At 58.8% G+C, this 15,314-nt stretch carries 14 protein-coding genes; 6 read left to right on the top strand and 8 right to left on the bottom strand.

From position 1 onward, the window contains the following. Positions 1–23: 23 nt before the first annotated feature. From sutA to glnK, 3 genes are all read right to left on the bottom strand, one after another. The gene (gene sutA, locus AC19YQ_RS00510) at positions 24–350 is read right to left on the bottom strand and encodes a dormancy-specific transcriptional regulator SutA (RefSeq protein WP_095027614.1); all 327 of its coding nucleotides are present in this window, start codon (positions 348–350) and stop codon (positions 24–26) included. Positions 351–831: 481 nt separating this feature from the next. Further along, positions 832–2,169 carry an ammonium transporter gene (locus tag AC19YQ_RS00515; RefSeq protein WP_133075036.1) on the bottom strand — a complete coding sequence of 446 codons (1,338 nt, stop codon included), beginning with the start codon at positions 2,167–2,169 and terminating at the stop codon, positions 832–834. A 34-nt stretch (positions 2,170–2,203) separates the two neighbouring features. Continuing rightward, positions 2,204–2,542, bottom strand: a complete 339-nt coding sequence (glnK, locus tag AC19YQ_RS00520) for a P-II family nitrogen regulator (RefSeq protein WP_002555808.1) — start codon at positions 2,540–2,542, stop codon at positions 2,204–2,206. Between the two features lie 416 nt (positions 2,543–2,958). Between glnK and AC19YQ_RS00525 the strand changes: the two genes are divergently transcribed. Together AC19YQ_RS00525 and AC19YQ_RS00530 are read left to right on the top strand one after the other, a co-directional pair. Continuing rightward, positions 2,959–3,219, top strand: coding sequence for an accessory factor UbiK family protein (locus tag AC19YQ_RS00525; protein ID WP_326398816.1), 261 nt, complete (start codon positions 2,959–2,961; stop codon positions 3,217–3,219). Between the two features lie 45 nt (positions 3,220–3,264). Beyond that, a complete protein-coding gene (locus AC19YQ_RS00530; RefSeq protein ID WP_339475061.1) occupies positions 3,265–3,693 on the top strand; it encodes a bleomycin resistance protein in 429 nt (142 codons plus the stop codon). Position 3,694: 1 nt separating this feature from the next. Here AC19YQ_RS00530 and AC19YQ_RS00535 read toward each other — a convergent pair whose 3' ends face one another. Together AC19YQ_RS00535 and AC19YQ_RS00540 are read right to left on the bottom strand one after the other, a co-directional pair. Next, complete coding sequence (locus AC19YQ_RS00535; protein ID WP_048352553.1) at positions 3,695–4,000, bottom strand: HigA family addiction module antitoxin; 306 nt, start codon at positions 3,998–4,000, stop codon at positions 3,695–3,697. Between the two features lie 7 nt (positions 4,001–4,007). Beyond that, positions 4,008–4,286 (bottom strand): type II toxin-antitoxin system RelE/ParE family toxin, encoded by a 279-nt coding sequence (locus AC19YQ_RS00540; protein ID WP_339475063.1) that lies wholly within the window; start codon positions 4,284–4,286, stop codon positions 4,008–4,010. A gap of 175 nt (positions 4,287–4,461) precedes the next feature. Between AC19YQ_RS00540 and AC19YQ_RS00545 the strand changes: the two genes are divergently transcribed. Further along, the gene (locus AC19YQ_RS00545) at positions 4,462–5,955 is read left to right on the top strand and encodes a YifB family Mg chelatase-like AAA ATPase (protein ID WP_500594361.1); all 1,494 of its coding nucleotides are present in this window, start codon (positions 4,462–4,464) and stop codon (positions 5,953–5,955) included. Between the two features lie 9 nt (positions 5,956–5,964). On the opposite strand, the gene AC19YQ_RS00550 is transcribed toward AC19YQ_RS00545, so the two are convergent. Further along, positions 5,965–6,885, bottom strand: a complete 921-nt coding sequence (locus AC19YQ_RS00550; RefSeq protein WP_133075041.1) for a LysR substrate-binding domain-containing protein — start codon at positions 6,883–6,885, stop codon at positions 5,965–5,967. A 152-nt stretch (positions 6,886–7,037) separates the two neighbouring features. On the opposite strand from AC19YQ_RS00550, the gene AC19YQ_RS00555 reads away from it, so the two are divergent. Next, positions 7,038–8,438 (top strand): NorM family multidrug efflux MATE transporter, encoded by a 1,401-nt coding sequence (locus tag AC19YQ_RS00555; RefSeq protein ID WP_326427669.1) that lies wholly within the window; start codon positions 7,038–7,040, stop codon positions 8,436–8,438. A 146-nt stretch (positions 8,439–8,584) separates the two neighbouring features. Here the strand turns inward: AC19YQ_RS00555 and AC19YQ_RS00560 are convergent, their stop codons facing one another. Beyond that, the gene (locus tag AC19YQ_RS00560; protein WP_326398758.1) at positions 8,585–10,252 is read right to left on the bottom strand and encodes a putative bifunctional diguanylate cyclase/phosphodiesterase; all 1,668 of its coding nucleotides are present in this window, start codon (positions 10,250–10,252) and stop codon (positions 8,585–8,587) included. A 261-nt stretch (positions 10,253–10,513) separates the two neighbouring features. Between AC19YQ_RS00560 and rep the strand changes: the two genes are divergently transcribed. Continuing rightward, entirely contained in the window at positions 10,514–12,523 is a 2,010-nt protein-coding gene (rep, locus tag AC19YQ_RS00565) for a DNA helicase Rep (RefSeq protein WP_500594362.1), read from the top strand. Between the two features lie 56 nt (positions 12,524–12,579). Continuing rightward, entirely contained in the window at positions 12,580–13,152 is a 573-nt protein-coding gene (locus AC19YQ_RS00570) for a xanthine phosphoribosyltransferase (protein ID WP_326398755.1), read from the top strand. A gap of 127 nt (positions 13,153–13,279) precedes the next feature. Here the strand turns inward: AC19YQ_RS00570 and AC19YQ_RS00575 are convergent, their stop codons facing one another. After that, a complete protein-coding gene (locus tag AC19YQ_RS00575; protein ID WP_500594363.1) occupies positions 13,280–15,202 on the bottom strand; it encodes an acetyl-CoA hydrolase/transferase C-terminal domain-containing protein in 1,923 nt (640 codons plus the stop codon). Between the last annotated feature and the right edge of the window lie 112 nt (positions 15,203–15,314).

Here is a 15,314-nt window from a genome sequence, read left to right on the forward strand (position 1 = left end):
TTCTTCAAGCAAACAGCTGGCCCTTAGATAGGACGGCTGCCGTACTTGTTGTCAGGCTTCTTGGGTGGGTCAGCCACCACGTTAGCCTCAACTTCCTGCACTTTGCCGCCTTTGGACAGAAATTCTTCCATGGCGCGAGCCAGAGCATCACGCTCTTTGTTCTTGGCTTCTACACTGGGCAGGTCGTCAACTGACACGGCAGCCTTGGATTTGCCTTTGGCCGCAGGGGCCGGCACATCGTCGCCACCATCGTCGTCTGCAACGTCCTCGGCGGCCGTTTCCAGGCCCTCTTCGGTATCGTCGTCTTCGCCTACTTCGAGGTCATCATTTTCCAGATCGTCGTCGCTCATGTTCTACCCCATGACATACGTAAAGCAGATTAGTTATAGACCAGTTGTGGCAACTGTCGACCACCGCTGGTGAAAAAGTAGCCTTGGGCAAACCGCGGCTTACACCTCTTCATCGTTGTAAGGTGAAGAGGGTTTGACGCACACCGCTATCATCACGGCGCGCGTCTGAATAAACACCTTGCCAGGCGCCCAGTGCCAGATACCCCGGCAGCACGGATCACGGGCCTTGAAAGCGTCGGGAGATCATCCTCGCCTTCGTCGTACTCGAGCATTGTTTCCTGCCCTTGGGCGCGCATTCTAGCGTGCTGAATAAAAAAGCAAAGCAGCTAATAGTCGAGTTGTGTCGCAAGTACGGGTGGCATTCACAAGCGTAGAACTTGGTGAACCCTTTAACCTGTAGGGCAAATCATTCCATTGCCGAGAATATCGTCTTTTTATGAGCAAAAAAAAACCCGGCACGCCGGGTTTTTTATAGGGATATTTACAGGTTGTAGCCACGCTCGTTGTGCTGAGCCAGATCGAGGCCCACAGCCTCTTCCTCTTCAGTCACTCGCAGACCCATCACGGCATCCAGCACTTTGAGAATGATGAACGTCACAATCGCGGTGTAGACCACGGTGAAGGCGACGCCCTTGAACTGGATCCAGACTTGGGCCGGGATGTCGGTCACGGTGCCGAAGCCACCCAGTACAGGGGCGGCAAACACGCCAGTCAGGATGGCGCCGACGATGCCGCCGATGCCGTGTACGCCGAACGCATCCAGTGAGTCGTCGTAGCCCAGTTTGCGCTTGAGGCTGGTGGCGCAGAAGAAGCAGATCACGCCAGATGCCAGACCGATCACGACCGAGCCCATTGGGCCTACGGTGCCAGCGGCCGGGGTGATTGCCACCAGGCCTGCGACTACGCCCGAAGCAATACCCAGTGCGCTTGGCTTGCCGTGGGTAATCCACTCGGCAAACATCCAGCCCAGTGCCGCGGCAGCGGTTGCGATCTGAGTGACCAGCATCGCCATGCCGGCAGTGCCGTTGGCGGCCGCTGCGGAGCCGGCGTTAAAGCCGAACCAGCCGATCCACAGCATGGCAGCGCCCATCAGGGTGTAACCCAGGTTGTGCGGAGCCATTGGGGTGGACGGGTAGCCTTTACGCTTGCCAAGCACGATGCACGCGACAAGACCTGCGATACCGGCGTTGATATGCACCACTGTGCCGCCTGCGAAATCGAGGACGCCCCAGTCCCACATCAGGCCGCCGTTGCCGCTCCATACCATGTGCGCGATCGGCGCATAGACCAGGGTGAACCACACGCCCATGAAAATCAGCATGGCCGAGAACTTCATGCGCTCGGCAAAGGCACCGACGATCAGCGCCGGGGTGATGATGGCGAAGGTCATCTGGAAGGTAATGAACACGGCTTCCGGGAACAGCGCGGTAGGTGAGGTCAGGCTTTCAGGCGTTACACCCGCCAGGAAGGCTTTGCCGAACCCGCCGATGAACGAATTGAAATTGGTGACGCCCTGCTCCATGCCCGTGGTGTCGAACGTGATGCTGTAGCCATAAATGACCCACAGAATGCTGATCAGACCGGTAATGGCGAAGCATTGCATCATCACGGAAAGAATGTTTTTGGAGCGCACCATGCCGCCGTAGAACAGCGCCAGGCCGGGAATGGTCATGAACAGCACCAAAGCGGTAGCAGTCAGCATCCAGGCGGTATCGCCCGAGTTGAGGACTGGAGCAGCCACTTCGTCTGCCGCCATGGCCAGGCCAGGCATTACGACAGACAGCAGGGCTCCGAGCCCTGCGATTTTACGCAGAGTCATAGTGTTTTCTCCTGGGGCGTTGGGGTTTGGCGGCTTAGATAGCGTCGGTATCGGTTTCGCCGGTACGGATGCGAATAGCCTGTTCCAGATTGACCACGAAAATCTTGCCGTCACCAATCTTGCCGGTGTTGGCAGCCTTGGTTATCGCCTCGATAACCCGATCAAGATCCTTGTCGTCAATGGCGACATCAATCTTCACTTTTGGCAGAAAATCGACCACGTATTCCGCGCCGCGATACAGCTCGGTGTGACCCTTCTGCCGGCCGAAGCCTTTGACCTCAGTAACAGTAATGCCTTGTACGCCGATCTCAGACAGCGATTCGCGCACGTCATCCAACTTGAACGGCTTGATAATGGCGGTGACTAGCTTCATGAAACTTCTCCCGAATTGGTGGACTTGCCCCAGGAAAACAAACCCGGCTCAAGTCTAAGCGCAGTGTCTGGCTTTGTAACGCATCGTCAGCCTTCTTCAGGCTGTACAACGTGTGTAAATCGCTGGTGACGAAAACACTCCCTGAACCACCTGCCGCACTGCCTTCGTCACAGCTACTGCATCAGTGCATGAGTCATATACGCCTAAGCAGAAACCTTGCCATGTCTGGAAAAATCAACAATTACAGCGGTTTAGAAGAAGTTGATGGCTTTTGGCCTGATTTGTCGGGATGTTTGTGCTCGATGATGGTGCGCAGCCTGCAGGGAAGGTGCGCGAAAAACGTGCAGAAAGCCGTCGGCAGTGAGCGCCAACCCCCCGTGATACACTCGCCGCCATCAGTTTTAAGGACTTTATCCATGCTCGCGCCCAAAGATTTTCTCGACGCCCTTGGTGGCCACGCCTCCCGTTTGTTCAGTGGCGAAACCGCGCTGCCGCGCAACGAAATCGAAAGCCAGTTCAAAGCCTTGCTGCAAAGTGGTTTCAGCAAGCTGGATCTGGTGAGCCGCGAAGAGTTCGACAGCCAAATGGTGGTTCTGGCCCGTACCCGTGCTCGTCTTGAGAGCCTGGAGGCCAAAGTGGCCGAACTGGAAGCCAGGCTGTTGCCGCCGACGCAATAACGCTCGAAGGCGGTGCGTCGATCATTGAAACAAGGATGTTTTAGTATGTTGGTGATGAACCCGCTGGTACCCGAGATGATCGTCTCGGACCTCTCGCGCAGCCTGGGCTTTTACTGTGAAGTGCTCGGATTCAAGATCGAGTACCAGCGCCCCGAGCATCTTTTTGCGTTTTTGTCGTTTCATGGCAGCCAGTTGATGCTGGAACAGGATGACCTTGAAGAGTCTTCCTGGCGTGTCGGGCCGCTGGAGCCGCCGTTTGGTCGCGGCATGAACCTGTCGATCAAATGCCCGGATGCCCAGGGGCTGATCCAGCGCCTTGAAGCTGCAGGTCACAGCTTGCGAAAACCCCTGGAAGAACGCTGGTACCGCAGTAACGACGTGTTGTTCGGCGAGCACAATTTTTTGGTGCTCGACCCCGATGGCTACCTGTTGCGCTTTGCTGAAGATCTGGGCACCAAGGCGCTGGGGGCGTGAATCAGGCGCAGTGATGAATGGGTTCAACCTGCTCGCGAATCGCTGCACCCCGTTCGATTTGTGCTTTGCGCAGATCGTAAGTGGTTTGCAGGTTTAGCCAGAACTCAGGCGTCGTCTCAAGGCAAATCGCCAGCCGCAAGGCCATATCGGCACTGACACCACGGCGCTGCAGCACGATATCGTTCACCGTCGGTGTGGACACCTTGAGCGCTCTGGCCAGCGCAGCGGCCGAGAGGCTCAGTGGCTCCAGGTATTCCTCTTTAAGGATTTCACCCGGATGAACCGGGCGCATGCCGTTCTTGATCATGATGACCTCAGTGATAATCAACGATTTCTACCGCTTCAGGGCCATTCGCGCCCCAAATGAAGCAGATTCGCCATTGTGCGTTGATGCGAATGCTGTGTTGGCCTTTGCGGTTGCCGCCCAACGCTTCGAGCCGATTGCCAGGAGGCGACAGTAAATCGGCCAGCACGGATGCAGCATCTAGCAACGTTAGTTTGCGTTCTACCACATTGATAATGTCTGACCATGCGCGGGTCTTGCCACTTCGGAACAGACGTTCAGTTCTGCAGCACTTGAAGTTTATTATCATGGTTAATGGATAACGTTATTCGTTAACTTTAGAGGGTTGTGCGTTTTATGCAACCGCACTTTGGCAGCTCGCCGGTCGTGTTTGCATGCACATTCACATCCCGTATCCATTACACCCCTGCCCTCGGCTCCTGATTCGCGCAGGATGAGTTTTTTGCGAACTCAAGGAATGAGTCATGGCTCTGGCTATCGTTTACAGCCGCGCCCAGGTGGGTGTCGAGGCGCCTGCCGTCATGGTCGAGGCGCATCTGGCCAATGGATTACCCGCGTTAACACTGGTCGGCTTGCCTGAAGCCGCCGTCAAGGAAAGCAAAGACCGGGTGCGCAGCGCGATCCTCAATTGCGGGCTGGATTTCCCGGCCAGGCGCATCACTCTTAATCTGGCGCCCGCCGATCTGCCCAAGGACGGCGGGCGTTTTGATGTGGCCATTGCCCTGGGAATCCTGGCGGCCAGCGGGCAAATACCGGCGGCAGCGTTGGAGCACGTGGAGTGCCTGGGCGAATTGGCGTTGTCGGGTGCAATCAGGTCTGTCCAGGGCGTTTTGCCAGCGGCGTTGGCGGCCCGTGCTGCGGGACGGGCCCTGGTGGTGCCGCTGGCCAATGCTGAAGAGGCCTGCCTTGCATCCGGGCTTGAAGTGATCGCGGTCGAACACTTGTTGCAGGTGGTGGCACATTTCGCAGCGCGTGAGGTGATTGAGCCTTATGTCGCCAGCGGTTTATTGCAGTTGAGCAAACCTTATCCTGATCTGATCGATGTCCAGGGGCAGCTCTCGGCAAAGCGGGCGTTATTGATTGCCGCCGCAGGCAGCCACAATCTGTTGTTTTGCGGCCCGCCCGGTACCGGCAAGACCTTGTTGGCCAGCCGCCTGCCCGGGTTGTTGCCGCCGCTCAACGAACAAGAGGCGCTTGAGGTTGCGGCCATTCAGTCGGTGGTCAGCCATGTGCCGCTGAACTGCTGGCCACAGCGCCCGTTTCGTCAGCCTCACCACTCGGCCTCCGGCCCTGCACTGGTGGGGGGCGGCTCAAAGCCACAGCCCGGCGAGATCACGCTGGCGCATCACGGCGTGTTGTTTCTTGATGAGCTTCCCGAGTTTGATCGCAAGGTGCTGGAAGTCCTCAGGGAGCCAATGGAGTCAGGCTTTATCGTGATTGCCCGCGCCCGGGATCGAATGCGCTTTCCGGCGCGCTTCCAACTGGTCGCGGCCATGAACCCCTGCCCCTGTGGATATCTTGGTGAGCCCACAGGCCGCTGCCGCTGTACCCCGGAGCAGATCCAGCGGTATCGCAACAAACTTTCCGGACCGTTGCTCGACCGCATTGATTTGCATCTGACCGTGGCGCGCGAGATCACGTCGCTCAACCCGCCCCTTGCCTCTGGCGATACCACGGCCATCTCGGCGGCATTGGTGGCAGCAGCACGTGAGCGCCAGTTACAGCGTCAGGGGTGTGCCAATGCTTTTCTCGATCTGCCGGGAGTGCGTACACAGTGCCGGCTGAGTGAGGTGGACAACGCCTGGCTGGAGACCGCCTGCGAGCGGATGACGTTGTCGCTGCGGGCGGCACACCGGATATTGAAGGTGGCAAGGACCTTGGCCGATCTGGAGCAGCTGCAAGGCATTGAGCGCAGGCACCTGGCGCAGGCGTTGCAGTATCGGCCGGTAACAGGGTGATGGGCCCGGCTACTTCATTCGTTCCACCTCTGGCAGCTCCATCGCGGCGACTTCATGTTGCAGAAAGTCGCTCAGACGGCGCAGGCGCTCACCACCAGGGCGGGTTTTTGGCCAGACCAGATAGTAATTTTCGCCGCTGGCCACGGCGGCCGGGAATGGCAGGCTAAGGCGACCCTGAGCAACGTCTTCGGCAACCATCAGCAAGTCGCCCATGGAGATGCCATACCCCCGGGCGGCAGCGATCATGCCCAGCTCCAGGGTGTCAAAAACCTGCCCGCCCTTGAGTGAAACCTGCCCGCTCAGGCCCATGCAGTCGAGCCAGCGGCGCCAGTCACGGCGATCGGGAGTGGGGTGCAGCAGTTCGGTGGCGGCCAGGCGCGTGACGTCCCAAGGCGTGTCGTCCTGCACGGTGGGCGCGCCGACCGGGATCAGCATCTCGGGAAACAACAGCGTGGCCTCCCAGTCAGGCGGAAAGTGTCCATTGCTCAGCAGCACGGCGCAGTCGAATGGCTCCTGATTGAAGTCCACATTGTCGATGTCCATCCAGGCGCTGGTCAGTTGCACCTCGTTACCGGCCTGCAGGTGGCGAAATCGGCTCAGGCGGGCCAGTAGCCAACGCATGGTCAGGGTCGAGGGGGCTTTCATGCGCAAGGTGTCATCTTCGGCGCGCAAAGTGGTGCAGGCACGTTCCAGGGCGGCAAAGCCTTCGCGCACACCCGGCAGCAGCAAGCGGGCAGCTTCGGTGAGTTGCAGGCTGCGGCCATTGCGCTGGAACAACCGGCAGGCGAAGTGCGCTTCCAGGGTCTTGATATGTCGGCTGACGGCGCTTTGGGTGATCGACAGCTCTTCTCCCGCTCGGGTAAACGAGCTATGGCGAGCTGCCGCTTCAAAGGCGCGCAAGGCATAAAGAGGAGGAAGGCTACGAGACATTGAGATTGTTCCTATCGTGTCACAGTCGGTGGTGAGAACTATAAGCTTACACATGAGTTTTAGTCATGCTACGGATCGTTTTTATCCCTTTGCTTAAAACACTCAACGCGCCGAGAATCAGGCCTTTCAACGCACCTATAGAAATCTGACTGATGACCAAACAGCATCCTGCACGTATCGAACTCTGGGCAATCATGCGGCTGGCAGGGCCGCTGATCGCCTCTCAGTTGGCTCACATGCTGATGGTGCTGACCGATACGCTGATGATGGCGCGCCTGAGTCCAGAGGCTCTGGCTGGCGGGAGTCTGGGTGCGGCCAGCTACTCGTTCGTGTCGATTTTTTGCATTGGTGTCATTGCTGCCGTGGGTACGCTGGTGTCGATTCGCCAGGGCGCGGGTGACATTGAAGGCGCGACCCGTCTCACACAGGCGGGTCTGTGGCTGGCCTGGGGGCTGGCGCTGGGGGGCGCGGTGATGCTGTGGAATATCAAGCCGCTGTTGCTGTTGTTCGGCCAGACGCCCACCAACGTTGAGGCCGCTGGCCAGTTCCTGATGCTGTTGCCGTTCGCTTTGCCCGGCTACATGACGTTTATGGCCCTGCGCGGTTTTACCAGTGCAATGGGCCGGGCCACGCCAGTGATGGTAATCAGCCTGATCGGCACCGTGGCTAACTTCCTGCTCAATTACGCACTGATTACCGGCATGTTCGGCCTGCCTAAGCTGGGCTTGATGGGCATCGGCCTGGTCACGGCGATTGTGGCGACCTTCATGGCGCTGGGCCTGGCCTGGCATATCCACCGTCATCCGGCCTACGACGCGTATCCGATCAGCAAAGGCCTGTCGCGGATCAATCTGACTTATTTGCGTGAGCTGTGGCGCCTCGGCCTGCCGATTGGCGGTACGTACGCGGTGGAGGTCGGGCTGTTTGCGTTCGCGGCGCTGTGCATGGGCACCATGGGCAGCACGCAACTGGCTGCGCACCAGATTGCGCTGCAAATCGTATCGGTGGCGTTTATGGTGCCGGCGGGCATGTCGTACGCAATCACCATGCGTATTGGTCAGCACTATGGGGGCGGAGACTTGCTGCGGGCGCGCCTGGCGGGCCGGGTCGGGATCGGCTGCGGTGCGGTGATCATGCTGGGCTTCTCTGTGGTGTTCTGGTTCTTGCCGACCCAACTCATCGGTTTGTTCCTGGATTACAACGATCCGGCGTTCCGCCCGGTATTCGAGTTGGCGGTGAGCTTGTTGGCGGTGGCTGCCTGGTTTGAGCTGTTTGATGGAGCACAGACCATCGCGATGGGTGCCATTCGCGGGCTCAAGGATGCCAAGACAACGTTTCTGGTGGGGCTGTTTTGCTATTGGGTGATTGGTGCGCCGATGGCCTGGATGCTGGCGTTTACTTTCGAGTGGGGCCCGACCGGCGTGTGGTGGGGCCTGGCACTGGGCCTGGCCTGTGCCTCGATCAGCCTGACGCTGGCGTTCGAATGGAAGATGCGGCGCATGATCAAGCAGGAGCGCAAGGCGGCGAAAGTGGCGGGCTTGAGTGCGGCATAACCGCTTGGGAGAGGGTCAGGCTTTTGTGGGCGCGGGCTTGCTCGCGCTGCAGGACCCGCGGTCTGTCAGTTAAGCCTGGGTGAGGCCATCGTGAGCAAGCCCGCTCCCACAGATAGATCCCACCGTTTCACAGGTTATGTTGTGGGCTAGATCGCCTGCGGCACCTGCTGCTGAGCCCCAAACGTCAAGTATTCCACCAGATCCGCCAGCGGCAGCGGTTTGCTGATGAAGTAACCCTGTACCTGATCGCAGCCAAAGTCGCGCAAAAGGGCAAGTTGTTCAGGGGTTTCGACGCCTTCGGCGACTACTTCCAGCTTCAGGTTATGGGCCAGGTTGATCATGGCGTGGACCAGCTTGCGGTTCTCTTCGCGGCCTTCCATGCCGCCAACAAAGCTTTTGTCGATCTTGAGCAGCGCAATCGGCAGGCTGTTGAGGTGCACAAACGATGAGAACCCCGTACCAAAATCATCCAGCGAAAAACGCACGCCGAGTCGGCCCAGTGCATCCATCGTCTGCTTGACCAGGTCACTGCGACGCATCACGGCTGTTTCTGTCAGCTCGAACTCCAGCCATTGCGCTTCAACACCGCGCTCGATGATCAAGCGGCTGAGGGTCGAGAGCAGCTGGCTGTCCTGAAACTGGCGAAACGACAGGTTGACCGCCATGTGCAACGGCTCCAGCCCGCGTTCACGCAGCGACTGCATATCGCGAAGAGCCCGGGAGATGACCCAGTAACCCAGCGGTACAATCAGCCCGCTCTGCTCTGCAAGAGGCACAAACTCACTGGGCGCCAGCAGGCCACGCTCGGTGTGGCGCCAGCGCACCAACGCCTCCAGCCCGACGATCTGCCCCGTGCCCAGATCCAGACGCGGCTGGTAATGCAGTTCCAGTTCATCGCGGCGCAGGGCGCGGCGCAGCTCGCTTTCGAGGTCGGCCAGGCTGCGGGCATTGCGATTGATGCGTTCGTTGAAGACGTGGAAGGTGCAGCCCTGGGTGCTTTTGGCCTGCTGCATGGCGATATGCGCGTGCCACATCAGCGGGTCGGCCCCGGCGTTGGCCCGCGCATGGGCGATGCCCAGGCTGCAGCCAATCAGCAGACTTTCGCCGTCGACCCAGTAGGGCTCAGCCATCACCTCGGTGATCCGCTCGGCCATCCACTCGGCACGCTCGGGCGCACGATGGGTATTGATCAAGAGCGCGAACTCGTCGCTTCCCAGCCTCGCCAACTGGTCGCCGGCTTCGAGCTGGCTTTTGAGGCGCGCCACCACTTGCAGGATCAGGCGATCGCCAGCCTGATGGCCCAGTGCATCGTTGGCGTGGCGAAAGTTGTCCAGGTCCAGATGGCCGAGGGCGATGCCGCGACCGTCACTTTCGGCCAGGCGCACTGCCAGCAGGGTCTGGAAGCCCTGACGGTTGGCGATGCCGGTCAGCGGGTCTTCTTCGGCCAGACGTTGCAGCGTGTGTTCGAGCAAGCCGCGTTCGCGTACATGGCGCAGGCAACGGCGCAGGACATCGGGAGTCAGGCTGGTGCTGACCAGCCAGTCGCTGACACCGTGGGGTGACGTTGCAGGTTCGGTGTCGAGCAGCAAAACCGTGGGCAAGCGGCAGCGGCCCGCTGAAGGCTGCAGGTCCGCCGTGGTCAGGAGCAGCGCATTGCGATCGTTCTCGAACAGATGGCTGACAGATTCCCAGCTCGGCGCGGCTATCATGACGGCCGCACTTCCCATAGGCGCCAGACATTCACGTAATAACGTTGCCCATGATGGCTCTTCGGCCAATAGCAGTAAACGCAAGGGTTCGACAGGCGTAGACAAGCTAGCTCCCTAGACTCTGCAAAAATTCGGGCGGTGGGCATTATGACGTGCCAGCAACCAATGGCAATGACACTGGTTATCAAATACGTATTTGCTGTATTAATCCTACGGTAGCTGCAAATACTCATGGCATCCTGCGCGAAAGTAACAAAAGCGGCAAATTAAGATGATGTGGCATGTCACACCGTCGCACAGAGGCAGCAATATTTGCTCAGCCTGTTAAAATGCCCGCCCTTTTTACACACGACCCCTGATCTCGTCATGTCCCGACTCAATCCCCGGCAGCAAGAAGCCGTGAGCTATGTCGGCGGCCCTCTATTGGTGCTCGCCGGCGCGGGCTCCGGCAAAACCAGCGTGATTACCCGCAAAATCGCGCACCTGATCCAGAACTGTGGCATCCGTGCCCAGTACATCGTCGCCATGACGTTTACCAATAAAGCCGCTCGCGAGATGAAAGAGCGTGTCGGCACCCTGCTTAAAAAGGGTGAAGGTCGTGGCTTGACGGTGTGCACGTTCCACAACCTGGGGCTGAACATTATCCGCAAGGAGCATGCGCGGCTGGGTTACAAGCCGGGTTTCTCGATCTTTGACGAAGCTGACGTCAAAGCGCTGATGACCGACATCATGCAGAAGGAATACTCGGGCGACGACGGGGTCGACGAAATCAAGAACATGATCGGCTCGTGGAAAAACGACCTGATCCTGCCGCCCCAGGCGCTGGAAAATGCGCGCAACCCCAAGGAGCAGACGGCAGCCATCGTCTACACCCACTACCAGCGCACGCTCAAGGCCTACAACGCAGTGGACTTTGACGACCTGATCCTGCTGCCGGTGAAGTTGTTCGAAGAGCACGCCGACATTCTTGAGAAGTGGCAGAACAAGGTTCGTTACCTGTTGGTGGATGAATATCAGGACACCAACGCCAGCCAGTACCTGCTGGTCAAATACCTGATCGGCAAGCGCAATCAGTTCACCGTGGTCGGTGACGACGACCAGTCGATCTACGCCTGGCGCGGCGCCCGTCCTGAAAACCTGATGTTGCTCAAGGACGATTACCCGTCCTTGAAAGTGGTGATGCTGGAGCAAAACTATCGCTCCACCAGCCGTATCCTGCGCTGCGCCAACATCCTGATTGCCAACAATCCGCACGAGTTCGAGAAGCAACTGTGGAGCGAGATGGGCCACGGCGACGAAGTACGGGTGATTCGCTGTCGCAACGAAGACGCCGAAGCCGAGCGCGTAGCCGTCGAGATTCTGACTCTGCACCTGCGTACCGACCGGCCGTACAGCGACTTTGCGATTCTGTACCGCGGTAACTATCAGGCCAAATTGATCGAGTTGAAGCTGCAACATCATCAGATTCCCTATCGTCTGTCGGGTGGTAACAGCTTCTTCGGGCGTCAGGAAGTAAAAGACCTGATGGCGTATTTCCGTCTGATTGTGAACCCGGATGACGACAACGCCTTCCTGCGCGTGATCAACGTCCCGCGTCGCGAGATCGGTTCGACCACGCTGGAAAAGCTGGGTAACTACGCGACCGAACGCAAAATCTCGATGTATGCCGCCACCGATGAAATCGGCCTGGGTGAGCATCTGGATGCCCGCTTTACTGATCGCCTGGGACGCTTCAAGCGTTTTATGGACCGTGTGCGTCAACAATGCTCAGGCGAAGACCCGATCTCTGCACTGCGCAGCATGATCATGGACATCGACTACGAGAACTGGCTGCGCACCAACAGCTCCAGTGAAAAGGTGGCGGACTACCGCATGTCCAACGTCTGGTTCCTGGTCGAGGCGTTGAAAAACACCCTCGAGAAAGACGAAGACGGTGCCATGACCATCGAGGAAGCCATTGGCAAGCTGGTGTTGCGCGACATGCTTGAGCGCCAGCAGGAAGAGGAAGACGGTGCCGAAGGCGTGCAGATGATGACGTTGCACGCGTCGAAGGGCCTGGAATTTCCTTACGTATTCATCATGGGCATGGAAGAAGAAATCCTGCCGCACCGCTCCAGCATTGAAGCGGACACCATTGAAGAAGAACGGCGTCTGGCCTACGTGGGTATTACCCGTGCCCGTGAGACGCTGGCGTTTACCTTCGCCGCCAAGCGCAAGCAATACGGCGAGATCATCGATTGTGCGCCGAGTCGCTTCCTCGATGAGTTGCCCCCGGACGATCTGGCCTGGGAAGGCAACGACGATACCCCCACCGAAGTGAAGGCGGTTCGCGGAAATACGGCATTGGCCGATATACGCGCGATGCTAAAACGCTAGAATTGACTATTTTTTACTCTACCTTCAGCGCATAAGCGCTATTTGAGGACGTTACGTTGGAAGCACTGCACAAGAAAATTCGCGAAGAAGGCATCGTGCTTTCCGATCAGGTTTTGAAGGTCGACGCCTTCTTGAATCATCAGATCGACCCTCAGTTGATGAAAGAAATCGGCGACGAATTCGCGCGTTTGTTCAAGGATTCGGGCATTACCAAGATCGTCACCATTGAAGCGTCGGGTATTGCTCCTGCCGTGATGACTGGCTTGAACTTGGGTGTGCCTGTGATTTTTGCGCGTAAGCACCAGTCCCTGACCCTGACTGAAAACCTGTTGTCGGCCACGGTGTACTCGTTCACCAAGCAGACAGAAAGCACTGTTGCGATCTCCCCGCGTCACCTGCAAAGCAGCGACCGCGTGTTGGTCATCGACGACTTCCTGGCCAACGGCAAAGCCTCGCAGGCACTGATTTCGATCATCAAGCAAGCGGGCGCCTCCGTTGCCGGTCTTGGCATCGTGATCGAGAAGTCGTTTCAGGGCGGCCGTGCCGAACTGGACGCACAGGGCTATCGCGTCGAGTCCCTGGCCCGGGTTCAATCCCTGGCTGGCGGTAAAGTGACCTTTATCGAGTAATACCTCGACCACCCAACCCGGGCTTGCTCAGCCCCGTAGTCGCTGCCGAAGGCTGCGAGCTTTTTATTGGGGCTGACCAGAATCAAAAGCTCGCAGCCTTCGGCAGCGACTACGGGCAGTGTCGGGTTTAGCGCCTCGTTGCCTGCAGCCCTGCCAGCAGCAAGCGCTGATAAAGCTCCTCGCGCAGTCCGTCCGGTTCGGCCAGGTGCATACGCTCCAGGTGTTCGGGATATGCCTGCGGCGAGGGCGCGTCCAGTGTGGCTTTGCCCAGATGGTACATCTGCGTGAGCTTGAATTTGCTCTTGAGCCAGTTCAGCGCTCGCAGCAGGTCTTGCTCCTGCGCGCTGAAATCACTGCCCAGCGGGTACTCGGGGAACAAGTGCGAGTGCCTGGCGGCAATGGCCTGCAAGCGTTCCGGGCTGTTATCGGCAAACCGTGGGTCCAGGCAAAAGTCCTTGGGCAGTTTGCCGATTTGCTGCGCCTGCGCTATCAGCTCGGTCTGGAAGCGCGAGTCGGTGATGTTGAGCAGGGCTTCGATGACGTTGCGATCGGTTTTGCCGCGTAAATCGGCGATCCCGTATTCGGTGACCACGATGTCGCGCAAGTGTCGCGGGATGGTGCAGTGGCCGTACTCCCAGACGATATTGGAACTCACCTCGCCTCCCGATTCGCGCCAGCTGCGCAGCATGATGACCGAGCGTGCGTCATGCAGCGCATGGCCCTGGGCGACGAAGTTGTATTGCCCGCCGACCCCGCTGAGCACCCGGCCGTCTTCCAGTTGATCGGCCACGGCGGCACCGAGCAAGGTGGCGGTAAAGGCACTGTTTACGAACCTCGCATCGCGCCGTTGCAGGCGCTTCAAGTCTTCCTGGCCATACAGCTCGTTGATGTAGCTGATGGCAGTCATGTTGAATTCGCTGAGCTTGCTGTGGGGCAGGTCTCGCAGTCGCTGGTAAAACTCTCGCGGGCCAAGGATGAAGCCCCCGTGGATGCTCACGCCGTCGCTTTGCAGGCTTTCGTCCAGGGTCCCTGCGTTGGCCTGTGCTTGCCGTTCGGCATCGGGGTAGACCTTACGCCGCACAATCCCGGCATCGGCCAGCACCATCAGTCCGTGGACAAACATTTCGCTGCAACCATACAAGCCCCGGGCGAACGGCTCGATACCGCCCTGCTGTTCAATCAGCGTGTGCCAGGGCGTGATGTCGATCTCGTTGAGCAGGGCGCGATAGTCGTCATTGTTGCCCTGGCGCGCCAGCAAGGCGGCACTCAGGGCGTCGCCCATCGAGCCAATGCCAATCTGCAGGGTGCCGCCATCCCGTATCAGGGTACTGGCGTGTAAACCGATAAGGTGATCTTGCAGGCTGACCGGCATATTGGGGGTAGAAAACAGCGTAGTGCGCTCATCTTCGTCGATCAGGAGGTCAAAATCATCAACGTCAAGTTCCGAGTCGCCGGGCATGTAGGGCAGGTCGCTGTGGACCTGGCCGAGCATCAAAATGGTTTCGCCCTTGGCTCGCCGCTTGGCAATCATGGGCAATAAATCGAGGGTGATGTCGGGGTTGCAGCTCAAGCTCAGGCGCCGTGCGTCCTGAGGGTTGCGGGCAACCAGCTGCGCCACCAGGTTCAGGCCGCCAGCATTGATATCTCGTGCCGCGTGGCTGTAGTTGCTGCTGACATAATCCTGCTGGGCTGGGGGGCTGTTGAGCAGACTCCCCGGCTGCATGAAGAATTGCTCGACGACTATATTGCCGGGCAGGCTGTTTCGATGCAGATCGGCCAGGTAGTCCAGCTCGATGTAGTTGCCAAATACCCGCTCGACAAAAGGCTCCAGAAACAGCCGCTGCAAACCATCCCCAAGCGGCGGGCGACCAAGGCTCAGGGCGGTGTAGATCGTGAGCCGGCGCTCGGGTAACAGTTTGATCCGCTGATACAGCGCGTTGACGAACCGGTTGGCCTTGCCCAGCCCCAGCGGCAGGCCCAGGTGAATATGCATGGGTAGTCGCGCCAGGACATCATCGACTGCGCGCTCGATCGAACAGGACTGCACCATCTGACCTCCTCCTTATCAATCCTTGAATATAGACGCGATAGACATCAGGGGAGGCGGACTGACTCAAATCCCGGGCACAAAAAAGCCGCCCATCAGCGGCTTTTTCAGAGAG

This window comes from Pseudomonas sp. MF06569 (genome assembly GCF_059862735.1).

Bases quoted from the DNA above. Each gene is read 5' to 3' on its own strand.
- AC19YQ_RS00545 (WP_500594361.1), top strand. From the start codon at position 4,462: ATGGCTCTGGCTATCGTTTACAGCCGCGCCCAGGTGGGTGTCGAGGCG.
- AC19YQ_RS00515 (WP_133075036.1), bottom strand. From the start codon at position 2,169: ATGACTCTGCGTAAAATCGCAGGGCTCGGAGCCCTGCTGTCTGTCGTA.
- AC19YQ_RS00550 (WP_133075041.1), bottom strand. From the start codon at position 6,885: ATGTCTCGTAGCCTTCCTCCTCTTTATGCCTTGCGCGCCTTTGAAGCG.
- AC19YQ_RS00575 (WP_500594363.1), bottom strand. From the start codon at position 15,202: ATGGTGCAGTCCTGTTCGATCGAGCGCGCAGTCGATGATGTCCTGGCG.
- AC19YQ_RS00555 (WP_326427669.1), top strand. From the start codon at position 7,038: ATGACCAAACAGCATCCTGCACGTATCGAACTCTGGGCAATCATGCGG.
- AC19YQ_RS00530 (WP_339475061.1), top strand. From the start codon at position 3,265: ATGTTGGTGATGAACCCGCTGGTACCCGAGATGATCGTCTCGGACCTC.
- AC19YQ_RS00540 (WP_339475063.1), bottom strand. From the start codon at position 4,286: ATGATAATAAACTTCAAGTGCTGCAGAACTGAACGTCTGTTCCGAAGT.
- glnK (WP_002555808.1), bottom strand. From the start codon at position 2,542: ATGAAGCTAGTCACCGCCATTATCAAGCCGTTCAAGTTGGATGACGTG.
- sutA (WP_095027614.1), bottom strand. From the start codon at position 350: ATGAGCGACGACGATCTGGAAAATGATGACCTCGAAGTAGGCGAAGAC.
- rep (WP_500594362.1), top strand. From the start codon at position 10,514: ATGTCCCGACTCAATCCCCGGCAGCAAGAAGCCGTGAGCTATGTCGGC.
- AC19YQ_RS00535 (WP_048352553.1), bottom strand. From the start codon at position 4,000: ATGATCAAGAACGGCATGCGCCCGGTTCATCCGGGTGAAATCCTTAAA.
- AC19YQ_RS00525 (WP_326398816.1), top strand. From the start codon at position 2,959: ATGCTCGCGCCCAAAGATTTTCTCGACGCCCTTGGTGGCCACGCCTCC.